Source organism: Vibrio agarivorans (assembly GCF_030409635.1).
GTDB lineage: Bacteria > Pseudomonadota > Gammaproteobacteria > Enterobacterales > Vibrionaceae > Vibrio > Vibrio agarivorans.
In genome coordinates this window covers 131,712-149,251 of record NZ_JAUFQF010000004.1, presented here as the reverse complement: position 1 = coordinate 149,251, position 17,540 = coordinate 131,712, and the positions used below count along the sequence as shown (strand labels likewise).

17 protein-coding genes are annotated in these 17,540 nt (G+C 44.6%); 4 read left to right on the top strand and 13 right to left on the bottom strand.

Annotated elements, in window-relative coordinates; genetic code table 11:
* Positions 1-12: 12 nt before the first annotated feature.
* Positions 13-1,137, bottom strand: coding sequence for an efflux RND transporter periplasmic adaptor subunit (locus tag QWZ05_RS09075; RefSeq protein ID WP_290298058.1), 1,125 nt, complete (start codon positions 1,135-1,137; stop codon positions 13-15).
* A gap of 152 nt (positions 1,138-1,289) precedes the next feature.
* Between QWZ05_RS09075 and QWZ05_RS09070 the strand changes: the two genes are divergently transcribed.
* Positions 1,290-1,895, top strand: coding sequence for a TetR/AcrR family transcriptional regulator (locus QWZ05_RS09070; RefSeq protein WP_290298055.1), 606 nt, complete (start codon positions 1,290-1,292; stop codon positions 1,893-1,895).
* Positions 1,896-2,005: 110 nt separating this feature from the next.
* On the opposite strand, the gene crr is transcribed toward QWZ05_RS09070, so the two are convergent.
* The 5 genes from crr to cysZ all read right to left on the bottom strand — a co-directional run bounded on the left by crr (position 2,006) and on the right by cysZ (position 6,975).
* The gene (crr, locus tag QWZ05_RS09065; protein WP_164647623.1) at positions 2,006-2,515 is read right to left on the bottom strand and encodes a PTS glucose transporter subunit IIA; all 510 of its coding nucleotides are present in this window, start codon (positions 2,513-2,515) and stop codon (positions 2,006-2,008) included.
* A 111-nt stretch (positions 2,516-2,626) separates the two neighbouring features.
* Positions 2,627-4,351 carry a phosphoenolpyruvate-protein phosphotransferase PtsI gene (ptsI, locus tag QWZ05_RS09060; protein ID WP_264875002.1) on the bottom strand — a complete coding sequence of 575 codons (1,725 nt, stop codon included), beginning with the start codon at positions 4,349-4,351 and terminating at the stop codon, positions 2,627-2,629.
* Between the two features lie 135 nt (positions 4,352-4,486).
* Complete coding sequence (locus QWZ05_RS09055) at positions 4,487-4,744, bottom strand: HPr family phosphocarrier protein (protein WP_164647625.1); 258 nt, start codon at positions 4,742-4,744, stop codon at positions 4,487-4,489.
* 312 nt (positions 4,745-5,056) lie between these two features.
* Positions 5,057-6,025, bottom strand: a complete 969-nt coding sequence (gene cysK / locus QWZ05_RS09050) for a cysteine synthase A (RefSeq protein ID WP_290298052.1) — start codon at positions 6,023-6,025, stop codon at positions 5,057-5,059.
* A gap of 206 nt (positions 6,026-6,231) precedes the next feature.
* On the bottom strand, positions 6,232-6,975 hold the full coding sequence (gene cysZ / locus QWZ05_RS09045) for a sulfate transporter CysZ (protein ID WP_264875004.1): 744 nt from the start codon (positions 6,973-6,975) through the stop codon (positions 6,232-6,234).
* A gap of 288 nt (positions 6,976-7,263) precedes the next feature.
* Here cysZ and zipA point away from each other — a divergent pair, with 288 nt between their 5' ends.
* The 3 genes from zipA (at position 7,264) to QWZ05_RS09030 (ending at position 12,093) form a co-directional block, all read left to right on the top strand.
* The gene (zipA, locus tag QWZ05_RS09040) at positions 7,264-8,175 is read left to right on the top strand and encodes a cell division protein ZipA (protein ID WP_264875005.1); all 912 of its coding nucleotides are present in this window, start codon (positions 7,264-7,266) and stop codon (positions 8,173-8,175) included.
* Between the two features lie 93 nt (positions 8,176-8,268).
* Positions 8,269-10,278 carry an NAD-dependent DNA ligase LigA gene (gene ligA / locus QWZ05_RS09035; RefSeq protein WP_290298049.1) on the top strand — a complete coding sequence of 670 codons (2,010 nt, stop codon included), beginning with the start codon at positions 8,269-8,271 and terminating at the stop codon, positions 10,276-10,278.
* 516 nt (positions 10,279-10,794) lie between these two features.
* Positions 10,795-12,093, top strand: coding sequence for a porin (locus tag QWZ05_RS09030; protein WP_290298047.1), 1,299 nt, complete (start codon positions 10,795-10,797; stop codon positions 12,091-12,093).
* Positions 12,094-12,151: 58 nt separating this feature from the next.
* On the opposite strand, the gene QWZ05_RS09025 is transcribed toward QWZ05_RS09030, so the two are convergent.
* The 7 genes from QWZ05_RS09025 to QWZ05_RS08995 form a co-directional block, all read right to left on the bottom strand.
* Entirely contained in the window at positions 12,152-12,337 is a 186-nt protein-coding gene (locus QWZ05_RS09025; protein WP_264875008.1) for a hypothetical protein, read from the bottom strand.
* Positions 12,338-12,586: 249 nt separating this feature from the next.
* Positions 12,587-12,736 carry a hypothetical protein gene (locus tag QWZ05_RS09020; RefSeq protein ID WP_264875009.1) on the bottom strand — a complete coding sequence of 50 codons (150 nt, stop codon included), beginning with the start codon at positions 12,734-12,736 and terminating at the stop codon, positions 12,587-12,589.
* 68 nt (positions 12,737-12,804) lie between these two features.
* Positions 12,805-13,257, bottom strand: a complete 453-nt coding sequence (locus QWZ05_RS09015) for an NfeD family protein (protein WP_264875010.1) — start codon at positions 13,255-13,257, stop codon at positions 12,805-12,807.
* A 14-nt stretch (positions 13,258-13,271) separates the two neighbouring features.
* Positions 13,272-14,198 (bottom strand): SPFH domain-containing protein, encoded by a 927-nt coding sequence (locus QWZ05_RS09010; protein ID WP_264875011.1) that lies wholly within the window; start codon positions 14,196-14,198, stop codon positions 13,272-13,274.
* A 232-nt stretch (positions 14,199-14,430) separates the two neighbouring features.
* The gene (locus QWZ05_RS09005; RefSeq protein WP_264875012.1) at positions 14,431-15,285 is read right to left on the bottom strand and encodes a co-chaperone YbbN; all 855 of its coding nucleotides are present in this window, start codon (positions 15,283-15,285) and stop codon (positions 14,431-14,433) included.
* Positions 15,286-15,594: 309 nt separating this feature from the next.
* Positions 15,595-16,422, bottom strand: coding sequence for an SDR family oxidoreductase (locus QWZ05_RS09000; RefSeq protein ID WP_290298042.1), 828 nt, complete (start codon positions 16,420-16,422; stop codon positions 15,595-15,597).
* Between the two features lie 47 nt (positions 16,423-16,469).
* Positions 16,470-17,384: a TIGR01777 family oxidoreductase gene (locus QWZ05_RS08995; protein ID WP_264875014.1), complete on the bottom strand. Its 915-nt coding sequence runs from the start codon at positions 17,382-17,384 to the stop codon at positions 16,470-16,472.
* Positions 17,385-17,540 lie beyond the last annotated feature (156 nt).

The following is a 17,540-nucleotide window of genomic DNA, read 5'->3' as shown; positions in this document are numbered from 1 at the left end:
TACATGCTCTCCCTACGGGTTAGTCGTTGCAAGCGCATTATGTGCTTGATTAGTAATGATTTCAGTTTGAACAATTTGACCGGGAATTATGCGGTGCAGACCCGAAGCTACCACGCGGTCGCCTGATTTGAGTTCTCCTTTGACAAAAGCTGCATCATTATTGGCATAGATGAGCTCAACATGTGCACGGTGCACTTTGTCTTCACTATCGACAATAAACACATTCCAAGTGCCACGCAGACCGTCAGTCAGTGCGGAGAGAGGAAGCCAGTAACCTTGTTGATTTCGGTGGTCTTGATATTGTAAATACCCGAGTTGGCCATCAAAAGGCTTGCTTGAATGTGGTAAAGCGAAGCGCAGTTCTACCGTTCTAGATTGCGTGTTGACCTGTGCGCCCGGGTTGATGAGATTGGCAGCAACATAATCACCATCTATGCGAATTTGCCACTGTTGTTTTTGGAGTATATCAGCGACATACTTTGTCGGGACACCAATATGAACCTCATGGGTACTATTGGCTAGCAGGGTTAACGTCGGTGTGCCAGTTGTGACGACATCACCTTTAGAGACGAGTCTCTGACTGATAACACCTGAGAATGGGGCAATAATGGTCGACTTTTCCTGCTGTAAGCGATTCGCTTCTAAACTGGCTTTGAGTTGTTGTCTATTGGCCAGTAGTGCATTTTTCTGACTAGTTAAAGAATCGATTTCAGCTTCTGCGCTAAAGCCTTTTTTCTGTAACGATAGTTGACGCTTTAGGTTGGTTTCAATCAGTTTGAGCTGCGCGGTGACTTCCGCTTGCTGTGCCTCTAGTTGACGAGCTTGAGTGATCAGGAGTCGCTTGTCGAGGGTGATCAGTGCCTGCCCCTCAGAAACCGTGTCTCCTACATCGACAAAGATAGATTCAATTTGCCCACTCAGTTCAAACCCGAGTCTTGCCTGATCTTTGGCACGCACGAACCCCACATATTCCCGTTCTACTTGGTACTGCTCTGAACGCTGTGGCTCAATCACCTCGGCGATGGGCAAGTTGACTGAAGTTTTTATTGGCGCACTCTCTTGTGAGCAAGCAGTGATAACTAGCATGCTGCTGATGAGGCCAATAATAGAGAGAGTGGAGCCCATTTTGCTATCCATGTCGAATTCCTAGAGTTTTATTAAATCAAACTAGACTGTCTAGTTTGATTTAAGTGCAGCATGGCGTAATAATCAATACAGTTATTATGATTATTTGATGAATATCTCTAAAACTAGACTACTGAGTCCAGTTTGGTGTTCTAGGAGTATTTATGGTTTTAACACCACGCAGCGCGAAAAAGCGTGAGCAGATCGTACTGGCCGCCGGAAAGTTGTTTACGGAGGTTGGCTATGCCGTAAGCATGGATCAGATTGCTAAGGCGGCAAACGTCTCTAAGCAAACGGTCTATGCACATTTTAAAACCAAAGATGAGCTTTTTGAGACCTGTGTGAAAACGCGGTGTGAATCAAATCGACTACATGTTCACTTAAAGGATGATCCGCGTCCTCCTGAGCTCGCGCTTCTTGACTTCGCAACGCACTTTCAAAACATGATGATGACCTCGGCTGTAATGAATACGTATCGAACGGCAGTGAGCCAGGTTGAGAGCCACCCTGATCTAGGGCAGGCGTATTTGAAAGCGGGCCCTGAGCCGACCACCTTGATGGTGCAAGAGTACTTTGAGTTTTTGCAGGAGAAGGGAGAGTTTTGCCGTGAAAAGAATATGCAGCATGCGGCTTTTCAATTCATGTTGATGGTGCATGGGCAAGCAGTGTATTGGCATACGCTAGGTGTGGATATTGAGCAGAGTGAGTCGCAGCAGAGAGACTACTTACAGAGCGTCGTTTCGATGATTCTAAACACCTACACGCGCTAGTGCGATATTGCTGTTAGAGGCAATGGTCATAGAGGTAATAGCCACAAATAACAGCCATAAAAAAACGCAGCTTGTAAGCTGCGTTTTCAAAATTGGATTTAAGTAATTAATTACTTAGTAACGCGCAGTACTGGCGTTTCACCAACAACAACAGAACCAGAAAGCTTGTTCAGCTCTTTGATTTCGTCCATGTTAGAGATAACAACAGGTGTTAGCGTAGATTTTGCTTTTTCTTCTAGAAGAGCAAGATCGAATTCGATGATAGTGTCACCAGCTTTAACAGTTTGACCTTCTTCAGCGATGCGAGTGAAGCCTTCGCCTTTAAGTTCAACTGTATCGATACCGAAGTGTACGAAAAGCTCGATACCATCGTCAGACTCGATAGAGAATGCGTGGTTAGTTTCGAAGATCTTACCGATTGTACCGTTTACTGGAGCAACCATTTTGTTGCCAGCTGGTTTGATAGCAATACCGTCTCCAACGATTTTCTCAGCGAAAACAACGTCTGGCACATCTTCGATGTTTACGATTTCGCCAGCAAGTGGTGCGATGATTTCGATTGCACCAGCGTCAGCGCTGTCGTCAGATACTAGCTTTTTAAGTTTGTCAAACAGACCCATTGTGTCATGCTCCTAAGGTTTTTGTTTTATCCTGTTGATTTATAGTATACCAATCTATGAAATTAGACGACTTTTTTTGCCGTCTAATAAAATAAATCAGCCTACGCTCAACTATTTAGTTTTTTCAGCAATGAATTGCTCAACACATGCTTCGATTTCTGCTGCTGTTGGAAGTGTAAGCGCTTTTTCAGCCATTGCTTTCACTTCCGCAAAGCTTGCGTTGCGAACTACTTTCTTAACTTTAGGGATAGAGATGCCGCTCATTGAGAACTCATCTAGACCCATACCAAGTAGAAGAAGTGTTGCTCGCTCGTCACCTGCTAGCTCACCACACATACCTGTCCATTTACCTTCAGCGTGAGAAGCATCGATAACTTGCTTGATCACTGTTAGTACCGCTGGTGATAGTGGGTTGTATAGGTGTGAAATCATTTCGTTACCACGGTCTACTGCAAGTGTGTATTGCGTTAGGTCGTTAGTACCGATAGAGAAGAATGCCACTTCTTTTGCAAGGTGGTGTGCAATCGCTGCTGCCGCTGGAGTTTCAACCATCACACCGATTTCGATGCTCTCGTCGAAAGCATGACCTTCAGCGCGTAGCTCTGCTTTGTACTCTTCAATTGCTTTCTTCAGTTCACGGATCTCTTCAACAGAGATGATCATTGGGAACATGATACGTAGTTTACCATGTGCAGAAGCACGTAGGATACCACGTAGCTGGTCACGAAGGATTTCGCGACGATCTAAGCTGATACGTACTGCACGCCAGCCGAGGAATGGGTTCATCTCTTTTGGCAGATCCATGTACGGTAGGTCTTTGTCACCACCGATATCCATAGTACGGATAATTACCGCTTCGCCGTGCATTGCTTCTGCAACTTCTTTGTAAGCTTGGTATTGCTCTTCTTCAGTTGGAAGTGCATCACGGTCCATGAATAGGAATTCTGTACGGTACAGACCAACGCCTTCGCCACCGTTACGTAGGATGCCGTCACAGTCTTTAACTGTACCAATGTTTCCGCACACTTCAACGCGGTGACCGTCAGTTGTTTCTGCTGGTAGGTCTTTTAGCTTAGCAAGCTCTTCTTTTTCAGCGATGAATGCTGCTTTAACTGCTTTCGCTTCTTCTAGCTCTGCGTCTGATGGGTTGATAACGATTTTGTTGTTCATTGCATCAAGGATCAGCATGTCGCCGTTTTTAACTTGTGCAGTGATGTCGTTAGTACCAACGATAGCAGGTAGCTCTAGAGAGCGTGCCATGATTGAAGTGTGTGAAGTACGACCGCCGATGTCACATGCGAAACCAAGAACGTAGTCTAGGTTAATTTGTGCCGTTTCAGATGGCGTTAGGTCGTAAGCGACTAGGATAACTTCTTCATCGATGTCGCTTAGAGATACGATGTTGATGCCTAGTGCGTTTTTAACAAAACGTGTACCGATATCACGGATATCAGTTGCACGCTCTTTTAAGTATTCGTCGTCTAGAGACTCAAGTGCAGATGCTTGCTCTTCGATTACGCTGTGAATCGCGTGATCAGCAGACATCTTGTCGCCTTTGATTAGTGCTAGGATTTCTTCTTCTAGCTCTTCATCTTCAAGAAGCATGATGTGACCTTCGAAGATCGCTTCTTTTTCTTCACCAAACGTTTCCAACGCTTTCTGTTTAACAACTTCTAGCTGCGCAGATGATTTGTTACGCGCATCGAAGAAGCGTTGTACTTCTGCTTCTACTTGGTCATCAGAAATTTTATTTGTGTTTAGAACGATTTCATCTTCTTGAAGTAGTAGTGCTTTACCGATAGCAATACCAGGAGATGCTAGGATACCTGAAATCATAGCCTTACCTTAAACATAGTCGAAGTAAATGGGAGGTTTTGAGCCAATACTAGATTTAGTATTAGCGTAACTTTATCTCTATTTCCAACAAAGCCATTTTGCTTTCACAAAATGGCTTTGAATTTGGAATCTTGATTAGTGTAGTTGGTCCATTAGAGCAACTAGGTGGTCAACAGCTTCAGTAGCTTGTGGACCTTCAGCAGAGATAGTTACTACTGTACCTTTTACTAGGCCAAGAGTTTGTAGTTTGAAAAGGCTTTTCGCGCTAGCGCTTTTGCCGTTAGAAGTCACAGTGATGTCTGCATCGAAAGATTTTGCTTCTTTAACGAATTGTGCAGCAGGACGAGTGTGAAGACCATTTTCCGCAGTGATTTCTACTTGCTTCTCGTACATTTTGTATTACCCCAATTTGATTTATTTTTTGAGTTGCTTGCCAGTTCTAGCTTAACTATTTAGTTGCTAATGTCTAGACCGTGTAACACCAAAAAAGTATCACAACTTAAACTGGCTTATAGTTTTTACCATCCTGCGTCTCTTTCAGATCCTTTCTGAAGAGGACACGACGGCATAAAATTCGTTTTGGCTTCTTTTTTTATTTTGAAGCTTAAAATAAAACAGTGCTGATATTACCAAAGGTCAGCCTAGGATCAATAAAAAAAGCTCCCATAGGGAGCTTTTTTAAACCAAAAATTGATTTGACACCAATTACTGCTGGTTCTCTTGGTCAGTAAATAGACCTGCAAACAGTGGAGAACTTAGGTAACGCTCACCTGAACTTGGTAGTATCGTTACGATAGTTTTGCCTGCAAATTCAGGAAGTTCGGCAATGCGGTTCGCCGCTACGACAGCTGCACCAGAAGAGATACCTGCTAAGATACCTTCTTCTTCCATTAAGCGACGTGACATATCTATCGCTTCATCAGAAGTGACGGTTTCTACGCGGTCAAGCACTTCTAAATCTAGGTTGCCAGGAATAAAGCCTGCACCGATACCTTGAATTTTATGAGGCGCTGGCTGAACGTCTTCACCGGCAAGGACTTGAGAAATCACAGGAGACTCAGCTGGCTCAACAGCAACCGAGGTGATCGCTTTACCTTTTTCACCCTTGATGTAGCGGCTTGTACCTGTGATCGTACCGCCAGTACCAACACCAGCAACCAGAACATCGATTTGGCCATCGGTTGCATCCCAGATCTCAGGACCTGTTGTCTTCTCGTGAATTTGTGGGTTAGCAGGGTTGTCGAACTGTTGCAGTAGAAGGTATTTTTCAGGGTTAGAAGCCACAATTTCTTCTGCTTTTGCAATCGCACCTTTCATGCCTTTTGGTGCTTCAGTCAATACCAGTTTTGCACCAAGGGCTTTAAGCAGTTTACGGCGCTCTAGGCTCATCGACTCAGGCATTGTTAGTGTAAGCTTGTAACCGCGAGCCGCTGCAACGAAGGCAAGTGCAATACCAGTATTACCACTGGTTGGCTCTACAAGTTCAACATCTTTGGTTAGAGTGCCGGCTTTCTCCGCTTCCCAGATCATGTTCGCACCGATACGACATTTAACGCTGAAGCTTGGGTTACGTGCTTCTACTTTCGCTAGCACGTTACCTTTACTTACTTTGTTAAGGCGCACTAGAGGTGTGTTGCCGATAGTCAGTGAATTGTCTTCGTAAATTTTGCTCATGGTCATAATCCTTTATCGGGTAGAGAGACAAAGAATATCTTTGCACTCAATAACTTTTCGTCAATTTTGAGGGTTTGAAATTACCTATAGAAGAATATGCGCTAACCTTGCGGCGTAGAAGTATTAAAAAGTTATAAGATAGTCTGTTTATATACAGAAACTCCCTCAAAAACAGAGGGAGCTTCTCGTTAGGCGGCATTCAGTGGTTACACGTTAGACTTGAACTCATGAACCCACATCGATGTGGCGCCACAAATAGCAATCGGCATCACAAAAAGGTTCAGAATCGGGATGGCGGTAAACAGTGAGACGACGGCGCCAAACGTATAGGCCTTACCTTGATTGGCTTTTAGTTCTCGGCGCATCATGTTGAAAGGGACTTTGTGATTATCAAATGGGTAATCACAGTATTGAATCGCTAAAATCCATGCAGAGAAGACGAACCACAAAATAGGCGCGAGTGTTTGACCCAGTGCCGGTATGAGCAGCAAGATAAACAAGCCGATGGCTTTAGGCAGGATATACAGCAGTTTGCGCCACTCTCGTGCCATGATTCTTGGCACATCTTTCACTACCGCCATGATGCCATCATCATTAATGGGCTCACCAATAAGATAGACTTCTACCTTTTCGGCAAGCAGTCCATTAAAAGGCGCGGCTATAAAATTGGCTAATGTGCTGAAGAAATAGGAAAAGGTACCAATGATAGTAATCACCAGTATTGGCCAAAGCAGATAACTCAGCCATGAGAGGAACTCCGGCAGTTGCCCCATCATTGAGCTAATCCAGCCATCGAGATGTGAGAACAGATACCAAAGCGCTCCACCCACTAGAATGATATTGGCGAGTAGAGGAAGTAGAACGAATCGTCGAATACCGGGTGAAAAGGCGAGCTGCAACCCGTGGAAAAAGTAACCAAAGCCCGACTTAGCTCTTACCAATGTGGTCATTGAAAATCCAATCCTTGTAATCGTAATGTTAATTAAACACTGTGCTTTATGTAACGGTAACATACTCAAACCGTCGGTCTAACAGAAATTTCGCGCTTGATTCACTCACAATCACCATTAAAGTGTTCTATTAATTAGAAGAACTTTGATAAAGTAACACTCTTATCAGATGATCTGAGATAACAGGAAGTATCTGAAGATACACTTAGCTCGGACGAAAAGCCTATGGGTGCGCATGTGAAAAAAATGCGTACGTTGTTGGTCTAGAAAACTCATAGAGACAAAAAGATGCAGGAATTGCGATTTGTATTGATCATCGTTGGCGCTCTCGCTATCGCCGCGCTGCTAGTTCACGGATTATGGACAAGTAAAAAAGAAGGCAAAGCCAAATTTGGCGATAAGCCAATGGGCAAGATAGATGTAGAGTCTCCACAAGTATCTCGAGAAACACATCATGCTGACGATGATGATTATAAAGTGGTACGCAAAGATAGCCGTTCAAATGACTTTGTTTCCGATATTGAAACATCAGACATTGACCCGTTAATCGACTCGGTGTCTGACGCCGACGATACCCCATTTGACCAACCGACAAAAGAAGAAGAGTTGGAAGTGCCAAGCTTCTCGCCGGTTGATGAGGACGAGCGTGAACCTTCGTTTGGAGCTATCGACGATATTGATATCGAAGAACCAGTCACTCCAACAGCCAACCAAGAGTTAACGCCTCAGCCTGAGGTTACACCCGTTGCTCCCGCTGAAGAGCCAGCCGAGCCTGAACTTGAGGTGATTGTGCTTAATGTTCATACGAGTAACAGCAATCAACCTTTCATTGGTACTAAACTGTTTGATAGCATGCAGCAAAATGGCCTGCTTTATGGCGAGATGGATATCTTCCATCGCCATGCTGATCTTTCTGGTACAGGTAAGGTCTTGTTTAGCGTCGCGAATATGATGCAACCGGGTACACTGCAACATAATGACCCTGCAGACTTCTCGACCATGGGCATCTCGTTCTTTATGACATTGCCTTGTTTTGGTGATGCAGAGCAAAACTTCAAGTTAATGCTCAAAACCGCACAACAAATTGCGGATGACCTTGGCGGTGAAGTACAAGACGACGCGCGTAAAATGATGACGCCAACACGTCTTGACCTTTACCGTAAACAAATTCAAGAGTTTAAAGCGCGTAAAACCGCTTAACTTAGAGAGCTTAATAGCCTCTCAGTGTTACAGTTATTCAAGATGAAGGCTCCTATAGGGAGCCTTTTTTAACGAAATTGATGGAAAATACTCATGTCTCAAACCCCTAGCTTACGACTTCAAGAGCTTCGAGAAACCCTTCACTACCACGCGGTCAAATACTACGTTGAAGATAGCCCTGAGCTGCCGGATGTAGAATATGACCGTTTGATGCGTGAACTCCTTGATCTTGAAGCGGCACATCCAGAGTTAGTGACCATAGATTCACCAAGCCAAAGAGTTGGTGGCGCACCTCTCGCTGGTTTTGAGTCGGTGACACACGAACTGCCGATGCTGTCACTGGATAATGCCTTTGATGATGATGAGCTTGACGGTTTTGCTAAACGAGCGAACGAGCGCCTTATTGCTGAAAAAGTAGAGCAGTTTTGTTGCGAGCCTAAATTGGATGGACTTGCGGTGAGCTTGCTGTATGAAAACGGCGTGCTTGTACAGGCCGCGACCCGAGGTGATGGTTCGACGGGGGAAAATATTACTGAGAATGTCCGTACCATCAGTGCGATCCCGTTAAAGCTTCAAGGTAACAACTGGCCTACACGTATTGAGGTGCGTGGAGAGGTCTTTATGCCAAAAGCAGGCTTTGAACGCCTAAACGAACAAGCGCAAAAGAAAGGCGAGAAAGTGTTTGTCAATCCACGTAATGCAGCAGCTGGCAGCTTACGTCAACTAGACTCGCGCATTACAGCCACACGTCCTTTAAGCTTCTATGCGTATAGTGTTGGCATTGTAGAAGGCATGAGCCTATCAAGCAGTCACTATGAGCGTTTCCTTCAGCTAAAAGGCTGGGGGCTTCCTATGTGTCCAGAAACCCAGCGTTTAGACAACCTTGAACAAGTCAAAGAGTACTATACGTCAATCTTAGACAAGCGTGATGCTTTGCCTTACGAGATAGATGGTGTGGTCATTAAGGTTGATAGCATCGCTCAACAGGAATCTCTTGGCTTTGTTGCTCGTGCGCCGCGCTGGGCGATTGCGTACAAGTTTCCAGCTCAAGAAGAGCTGACCACGTTGAATGATGTTGAGTTTCAGGTAGGACGTACTGGCGCAATCACACCAGTGGCCAAGCTTGAGCCAATCTTTGTTGGTGGCGTCACGGTGAGTAACGCAACATTGCACAATGCCGATGAAATTGCTCGTTTGGAAGTGAAGATCGGAGATTGCGTTGTTATTCGCAGAGCGGGCGATGTGATCCCACAGATTGTTTCTGTAGTCAGCGAACGACGCCCGGAGAATGCTCAAGAGATTGTATTCCCAACTCAATGTCCGGTATGTCAATCTGAAGTAGAACGCGTTGAGGGTGAAGCCGTTGCGCGCTGTTCAGGCGGTCTGGTTTGCCAAGCGCAGCGTAAAGAAGCACTCAAGCACTTTGTTTCACGCAAGGCGCTTGATGTTGATGGGTTAGGTGAAAAAGTCATTGAGCAGTTGGTTGATCGCGAAATGGTGGAGACGCCTGCTGATCTGTTCAAGCTATCTGCGGGCATCATTACGGTATTAGATCGTATGGGCCCTAAGTCTGCACAGAATGTGGTTAACGCGCTAGAGAAGTCTAAACAAACAACATTACCACGCTTCTTATACTCACTCGGTATTCGTGAAGTTGGGGAAGCGACAGCAGCAAACCTAGCACAGCACTTTCTAACGCTTGATTCAATCCAAGCTGCATCCCACGAACAACTGCTGGAAGTGAGTGATGTAGGTGAGATTGTGGCAAGCCATATTACGGCATTTTTCAGTCAAGAAAAAAACCAGCAAGTAATTGATGACTTGCTAGCACAAGGTATCACTTGGCAAGAGGTGGAGGCGATAGATGAATCAACGCCACAGCCGCTTGCTGGCTTGACGGTTGTTCTTACTGGTTCGCTATCAAAGCTCACGCGAAGTGATGCCAAAGCGGCACTGCAGAACCTTGGCGCAAAAGTTACGGGGAGCGTATCTAAAAAAACCGATATGCTATTTGCGGGTGAAAATGCAGGTTCAAAGCTGGCAAAAGCGCAAGAGCTAGGTATTGAGATTAAGACCGAAGACGATCTAATTGCGATGCTGTAATTGTTTAAGATTTGTTCATTAATCGTTCGAAAAAATATTCAGTCCCAGCTTAGGTTAGACAATGAAACGACGAGAGCCTCTCTTTTTGAGAGGCTTTTTTTATGTGTATAAGTAAGTGGGCAAATAAACTGGGGATTAGAAAATGGTATCAACAAGACACCAGACGCTAGCAAGCTGAAAATGTGATATCAGATCGCATAAAAAGATCTAAATTAACTTGTAAGTTGTTGTATTTGAATGAATTGCAGTTGAGTTAGTTAATGGGTTTTGCTGATTTGAGATCTGGGTCACTGTCTTGATTAAAATTTGGAATGGATCATATTTTTTTAGATAAAAAATAACTTCTGTTTGATGTTTTGCGCTGCGAAGTTAGTCTTAAGGCATGGATACACGGTGTGTATGCAGGAAGAATTTCAAGCATTAAGAAATTCGACATAGGAAATGACTTTCCCTTCGGCGGCCAACTTAAGGGAAAAACAATAAAGCAGCTATATCCATTTTTAGGAGTTTTTATCCATGGAAAAAATGTTCAAGGTCTCTGCTGTAAGTGCAGCATTAATAGGCGTGCTTGCAGCCGCGCCTACATTCGCAGCTACAGATTCTGCGGCGGGCGATCAGTATGTTGACGCACTCTCTGAGTTTCTAGATGGAGCGACACTTTCACTCGTTGGTATTACAGATACAAGATATCGTGTCGGTAAAAACCGAACAAATTCAGATGATGAATATACAGAAGAATTGAATTATACGGATTACAATATCGCACTTAACTTTTCATCGGGATACCACAATGATTTCATTGGTCTTGATCTCGGTGGTTACTTCAGCGGTTCTCTATATAATGCTGGCGGGTGTTCAGAAATTTCTATGTGTGATGGCTGGTCACAAGATGAAGACCAAAATGGTGCTTTAAAAGTGACCAAGGCAGCAGTTAAGTTCAAGGGTGAAAGCTACCGAGCAGACTTTGGTCTTACGCAAATGGGTGTCGGTACTATAGGTAACGTTTGGTCTTTCGTTCCTGGTACATACAAGGGCGGTAAAGCCTTTGTTGAGCTAGGTGACTTTACGCTAGGTTATGGTGGTGCAACAGCTCATACCGCACCTTGGTGGGTGACATCTTCTAAAGACCCATATTTAGGTGACCCAAATGACAGTACTTTTAATTATCTCCAGTCTTTGGGTTTAGCGGGTAAGGTCGGTGACGTAGGCTTAAACCTAGGTATTGGTCACGCGAACTTAGCGCATGAAGACGATGATAATATTTCATACAAAGCTCAAGTAGATTTTAATTTGGGTCAAGCAGCGCTTTCTTATGACCTCTATGGTGTTGACTCAGAAGTTGATTACGAAGGCTTTGGTGCTCACCATGGACTCTCTTTAAAAATGCCAGTGGGTAGCTGGAATTGGATGTCTCAATTGCGTTACACACATACTGAAAATGGTGCAGAATTTACACCTCGTACAGTACGTGCATACGGTTCGAACAATGGTACTTGGAGTCAGTGGTGGGATGCATTATCTGATTGGAACCAAGATACAGAACTAGCATGGTACAACCGTTTGAGCACGGAGTTTGGCAATGGATGGTTTGGTTACGTTGGTTTAGGTCTGTCGACTATCGACGAGGGCGTTACAACGTACGAAGGTGAGTATGCAGTAAATGGTACGATTGGTTACACGTTACCGTCTGGCGCAATGAAAGGCACAACAATGCGTTTTCATACTACTTACCTGACACGTGATGAAATTTCAGGCAACGACCAGGAGTGGGTAGATTTCCGTTTCCAAGTTATCGTCCCTCATAACTTCTTCTAGTTCTGAATATTTGTGAAAAAATGCAGCTCCTAGATAGGAGCTGCATTTTTTGTGCTTGTTACAGCTCTTTACCTTCGAGAATCTTGCAGTAGAGCGCAGGCATTGATGCAATATCACCGTTTTTAATCTGACACTTCACCTCTGGGCCAAGCGCACGCCCACCATTCGACCCATTATTGTAAGCAAACGCACTGAAGCTCAAACTTGATGCGACAGCAAAAGCAATGACTAGATATTTTTTCATAACGACACCTTTTCTCTAAAATAACCTGTTGATGTGACGCAGGTAAGATTCCTTGTCAGTGGAACAATCAGCACCCAACGGATACTTAGAAAAGTATGACTACGGGAAAGTAAAGATCAAAAGTAATATGTCTTATTCCTTGGTTTGCTCTGCTAATTTAAGCGGAGAATTAACTCGTTGTTGAGTAAAATCATTGGTTTAATAACTAAAAAAGCGAGCCTAAGCTCGCTTACAAGATTCTCAACATAATCAACGTTTTTTATTCATGCTATCTTGCATACAAACCGAATAAGGTACGCCATTGTTCTCTGCCCCCATTTTACACTCTTTGTGATAACCCCCAGCGGTGATACTTGCTGAGAAGAGTAGGGCAACGATTGCTGTTAGTAGTACCTTCATGGTGTCCTCCTAGTTTACAGCGAATCCGAACTTGTTTACGGTTGTTTATGTGAGATGGATCAGTGTAATCAGTGTTTTTCTTTTAAGGTTAGTGTAATGCCGTTCATCTCGGTGATTGTGACAACAGTTCCCTTCTTGAGTGCTTTATCACTGATGGCGCTCCATGTGGTATCGCCAATTCTAACTCGGTTTTTACCGACAATAACGTCTTCTTCTAGTGTCAAAACAACGCCGATCAACTGCTTATCTTTTTGATTAAGGTCTCGCGCCTTATCGCTGGCGCGATCATTATTGAGTTGTTTACGCCACCAGAGCCAAGCTGTCACTAAGGAGAAAGTAGCAAACGCAACCCACTGCAGCTGCCAGCTCATCGGGATGAAGGTCATCAAGATACCGATTAGCATTGCAGATAAGCCTATCCACAAAAAATAGCCGGCGGTCCCGAGTAACTCAACGGCCAACAAAGCTAGCCCGAAGGCCAGCCAATGCCAGTGATTCATTTGTTCAAGGATGGTAATCAACTCAAACTCCCTTGCTATTTGGTTTCATCATTGGTGGTCTGCTTAAACATCTCTGCGATGCCTGCCACTGAGCCCATTAGGCCTGTTGCTTCAAGTGGTAACATGATGATCTTTCCATTCTCAGCCTGACCTATGCTCTTAATCGCTTCAGTATAGCCTTGGGCGATAAAGTAGTTAACCGCTTTCACGTCACCTTTGGCTATGGCTTCAGATACCATATAGGTTGCTTTTGCTTCCGCTTGTGCGGCACGCTCTCGCGCTTCGGCTTGCAAAATAGCCGCTTGTTTATCACCTTCAGCCTTCAGAATTTCGGACTGTTTCTGTCCCTCTGCTTTTAGAATTTCGGCTTGACGAACCCCTTCCGCTTCAAGAATTTCGGCACGTTTGTTACGTTCGGCTTTCATTTGAGCGTTCATCGCGGCTGTCAGATCTGCAGGCGGTTGCACATCTTTGATCTCGATGCGCGTCACTTTTACTCCCCAAGGGTTAGTTGCTTCATCGACAATAGCAAGCAACTTTGTGTTGATCATATCGCGCTGACTGAGCATTTCATCCAACTCCATTGATCCGAGAACGGTACGGATGTTGGTTAATGTCAGGTTGCGAATCGCATGCTCTAGATCGTTAACTTCATAAGCGGCTTTTGGCGCATCAACGACTTGCACGAAACAGACCGCATCTATAACAACATTGGCGTTGTCTTTTGAGATCACCTCTTGCGCCGGAATGTCGAGCACGCGCTCCATCATGTTGACTTTCTGACCGATACGGTCGATGAAAGGGATAATCAAATTTAACCCTGGTTTAAGGGTCTGGGTGTAACGACCAAATCGCTCGACCGTCCAGTTGTTTCCTTGAGGGACGGTTTTTATACCTGCAGCGATAAATATCACCGCAACAACAACAAAAATTCCAATGGTGACTAAAGAGTCAGTTGGCATGAGAAGCTCCTTTTCTGCGCAAAGATATAAATAAACTAGGATAGTTGTAGACAAGTTCGGTCAAGCTTGTAAAAAAATAAGCTTTGTAGAAAATAACATTATGAATGATAAAGGATTTGATTAACGGGTATTGCGATGTGCAAAAGGTTTCTTACAAATAAGACATACACCTGCGCCAAAAGAGACAGCGCAGGCTAATCATTCGATACTCGATGGTTAAGAATGAGGGTGTTTAGTAGAGAATAGAATAGAGTTGACGGCGGAACTTACCAGCAATAGGGTTGCCTTGTCCTAGAGCAGAAAGTATGTCCATAAAGGCTTTCTTAACTTCTCCATCGAGTGCATTTAGATCGCCGGACAAGAACCCCCAAAGTAACTCCAGTGCCTCTTCGTCTCGATTCACTTGATGATATTGCCTCGCGAGATCGCAAGCGAGTTGGGCATTGTCTGGTTGTTGAGCCAACGATGCCTCGATAGCTTGTATTTCTGGGCTATCTGCCGCCTGCTTATGTAACTCAAGTTTAGCGATTAAGCCTTTATAGTAGTTGTCTTGATATTCTAATGGGATATGAGCCAATAGGCTTTCCGCTAAATCGAACTGCTGAGTCTCTAGTAAACAGTCTGCTTTCGCAAGCTTGACATCACCTTTTGCCGCACGTTCTTCAGAAAGAGTGTCTAGTAGTGTAAGTGCTGATGCGTGTTGCCCTTGTTCAATCAACTTAGCCGCTTTTTGAAGGGTGAGATCTTCTCTACTTGGTAGGTGCTTGCTTAACATTTGCTCTATGGCTTCAATCGTTTGAGGGCCGCCGAGGCCATCGACAGGTTGACCATTAATAAATAGTGCAATTGTTGGAAGGGCTTGAATACCAAACTGGGCTGCGATTGCTTGTTGTTTTTCACAGTCGACAAGTGCCAAGGTTAATGCACCATCATAGTCTTGGGTTAATGTCTGAATCGCAGGGATCAGCTCAACACTCTCTTGGCTAACGGAAGCGTAAAAATGCAGAAGAACCGGCGTCTCCATCGAGCCTTCAAGGACTTGACGGAAGTTTTGTTCATTGAGCTCAACAATGTATGGAGATTGCATAGTGGGGTTCCAAAATAATCATGTATTTTCATTATTTTGGGGGGAAACAACTGAATTTCAAGTCATAGAGCGGTGAAATGAGAGGATAAAAAAACGGTGATTATCAAATCACCGTTTTTACCAAAAAATCAGCACAGTTAACGTCACGCTGAGCATAATCAGGTTCAGTTGATTTAAAGACATGCAAGTAAAGCCTCTGGTTTCTAGAGAGGTTGTAATTTATCAATAGAATATGACGCTTTAATTACATTGGTCGATTTTTCGACAGATTTATCAATGTTTATTGCTTGTAGTTGATAAATCCACTAATTACGCCGTCTTACCGAGTATTTTATCGAGCAGTAAAGTGGGCAGTACTCGTTTTAGAAAGGCAAATACTTTCGTTGGCGTCGTGATTCTGTAGCGTCGCTTAGGGCGTGGACTATTTAATGCATGCAGTAGTGGAGGAATGCATGCTTGTGCTGGAAGAGCAAAAGTACTACCTGATTGTTCTTTTTCTAGTCGTTTTATTTGTAGGCGGTATTGCTCGGCATGACGGCTGTTTTCAGGGCTGACCCAGCATAGAAAGGCTTTTAACGCATTGGCTCTAAAGCGCGTTTCAATAGGACCTGGTTCAATCAGAGACACACGTATATGAGTATCTGCCAGTTCCAGTCGCAGCGTATCCGTGTATCCTTCAAGCGCGAATTTAGAGGCGTTATACGCCCCGCGATATTTCATTGCAGCAAAACCAAGCACCGAGCTATTTTGAATGATGCGTGCGTTGTCACTATTGTGCATGAGTGGCAGTAGTCGTTGAGTGAGGTCGTGCCAACCGAACAGGTTAGTCGTAAATTGGGCTTTAAGTGCAGCAACGGGTAAGTCTTCAAGTGCCCCTGGTTGACCATAAGCCGCGTTGTTAAATAACCCGTAGAGCTTGCCTTGTGTCAGTGTCGCGATCTCTTCCGCACATTGGGCGATAGAGTGCGGGTCATCGAGCTCGAGTTTGAGGCATTGATACCCTTCGTTTTGGATACGTTCAACGTCTATCGGGTTACGACATGTTGCAATGACATGATACCCAGCCGCTTGAAGCGGTGCCAAACTCGCATAACCAATGCCCGATGAACAACCGGTAACCACAACCCATAAGCTCACTATATGCTCCTAATACTCGTGAAATAGCCGCTTAAGAGGATGGAGGATCACTGTGCGTGTTGCAACAGATTTCTTAGCGCGGGCTCAAGTCGCGAGTAACTAAAGACATACCCTAGCTCAGTGAGCTTTTTCGGTTTTGCTCGGATACTGTCGAAAAGTAGGCAAGCACTTTCGCCCATAGCCATCGACAGCGCCCATTTAGGGGTGAATAAAACATGTGGACGTTTGAGCGTCTTCGCTAACTGCTGGCTAAACTGTTTGTTGGTCACCGGATGTGGTGATGAGAGGTTAAATGCGCCATGTGCATGGTCTGTTTCAAGCAAAAAGACGATAGCGCGTACCATATCCAACATGTGTATCCAGGGCATAAACTGTTTACCGTTGCCTATGGGCCCACCAACCCCAAGTTTATATGGCAAGAGCATTTTACTCAGCGCACCACCGTTTGGCGCAAGCACAACGCCGGTTCTCAGCAAAACTACACGAGTGTTGTCAGAGCGAGCCTTCAATGCGATATCTTCCCATTGTTTACAAACGTGATGGGTAAAGTCGGGACGATTGACCTGCAAGCACTCATCAAAAGGGTGTTCTTGTTGGTCGCCATAATAGCCCACCGCAGAGCCACTAATGAAAGTATGTGGCGGTTCAGTTGAAGCATGAATTAGGCTGACAATACGTTCAGTGATATCCCAACGGCTATGGCAGATGCGAGACTTTTGAACTCTGCTCCAGCGTTTATCGGCAATGGGTTCGCCTGCGAGATTGATCACAGCGTCAAAGTCATTTAAATCATCAAGATTATCGAGAGAGTCAATAAACGAGATAGTTTCAAATGCAAGGTGTTGCAACGCTTGGCGGGCTTTGCTGGTATCGCGCGTTAGAATCACCACAGTGTGGGTACACAGTGCTTTGAGTAACTCCTGGCCGATGAATCCGGTTCCGCCCGTCAATAGTATTTTCATAGCTCCTCCTGAAACACCAATTATAGCTGAGGAATATCATGACAGATCATTAGTATTTTGTTTCATCAATAAGATAGCGCTATTTTGGCCCGGCTCTGTAACCTCGCTCACACCACGATGAGCCAACTTTTGCCATAGTTACTACGAACATGGTTG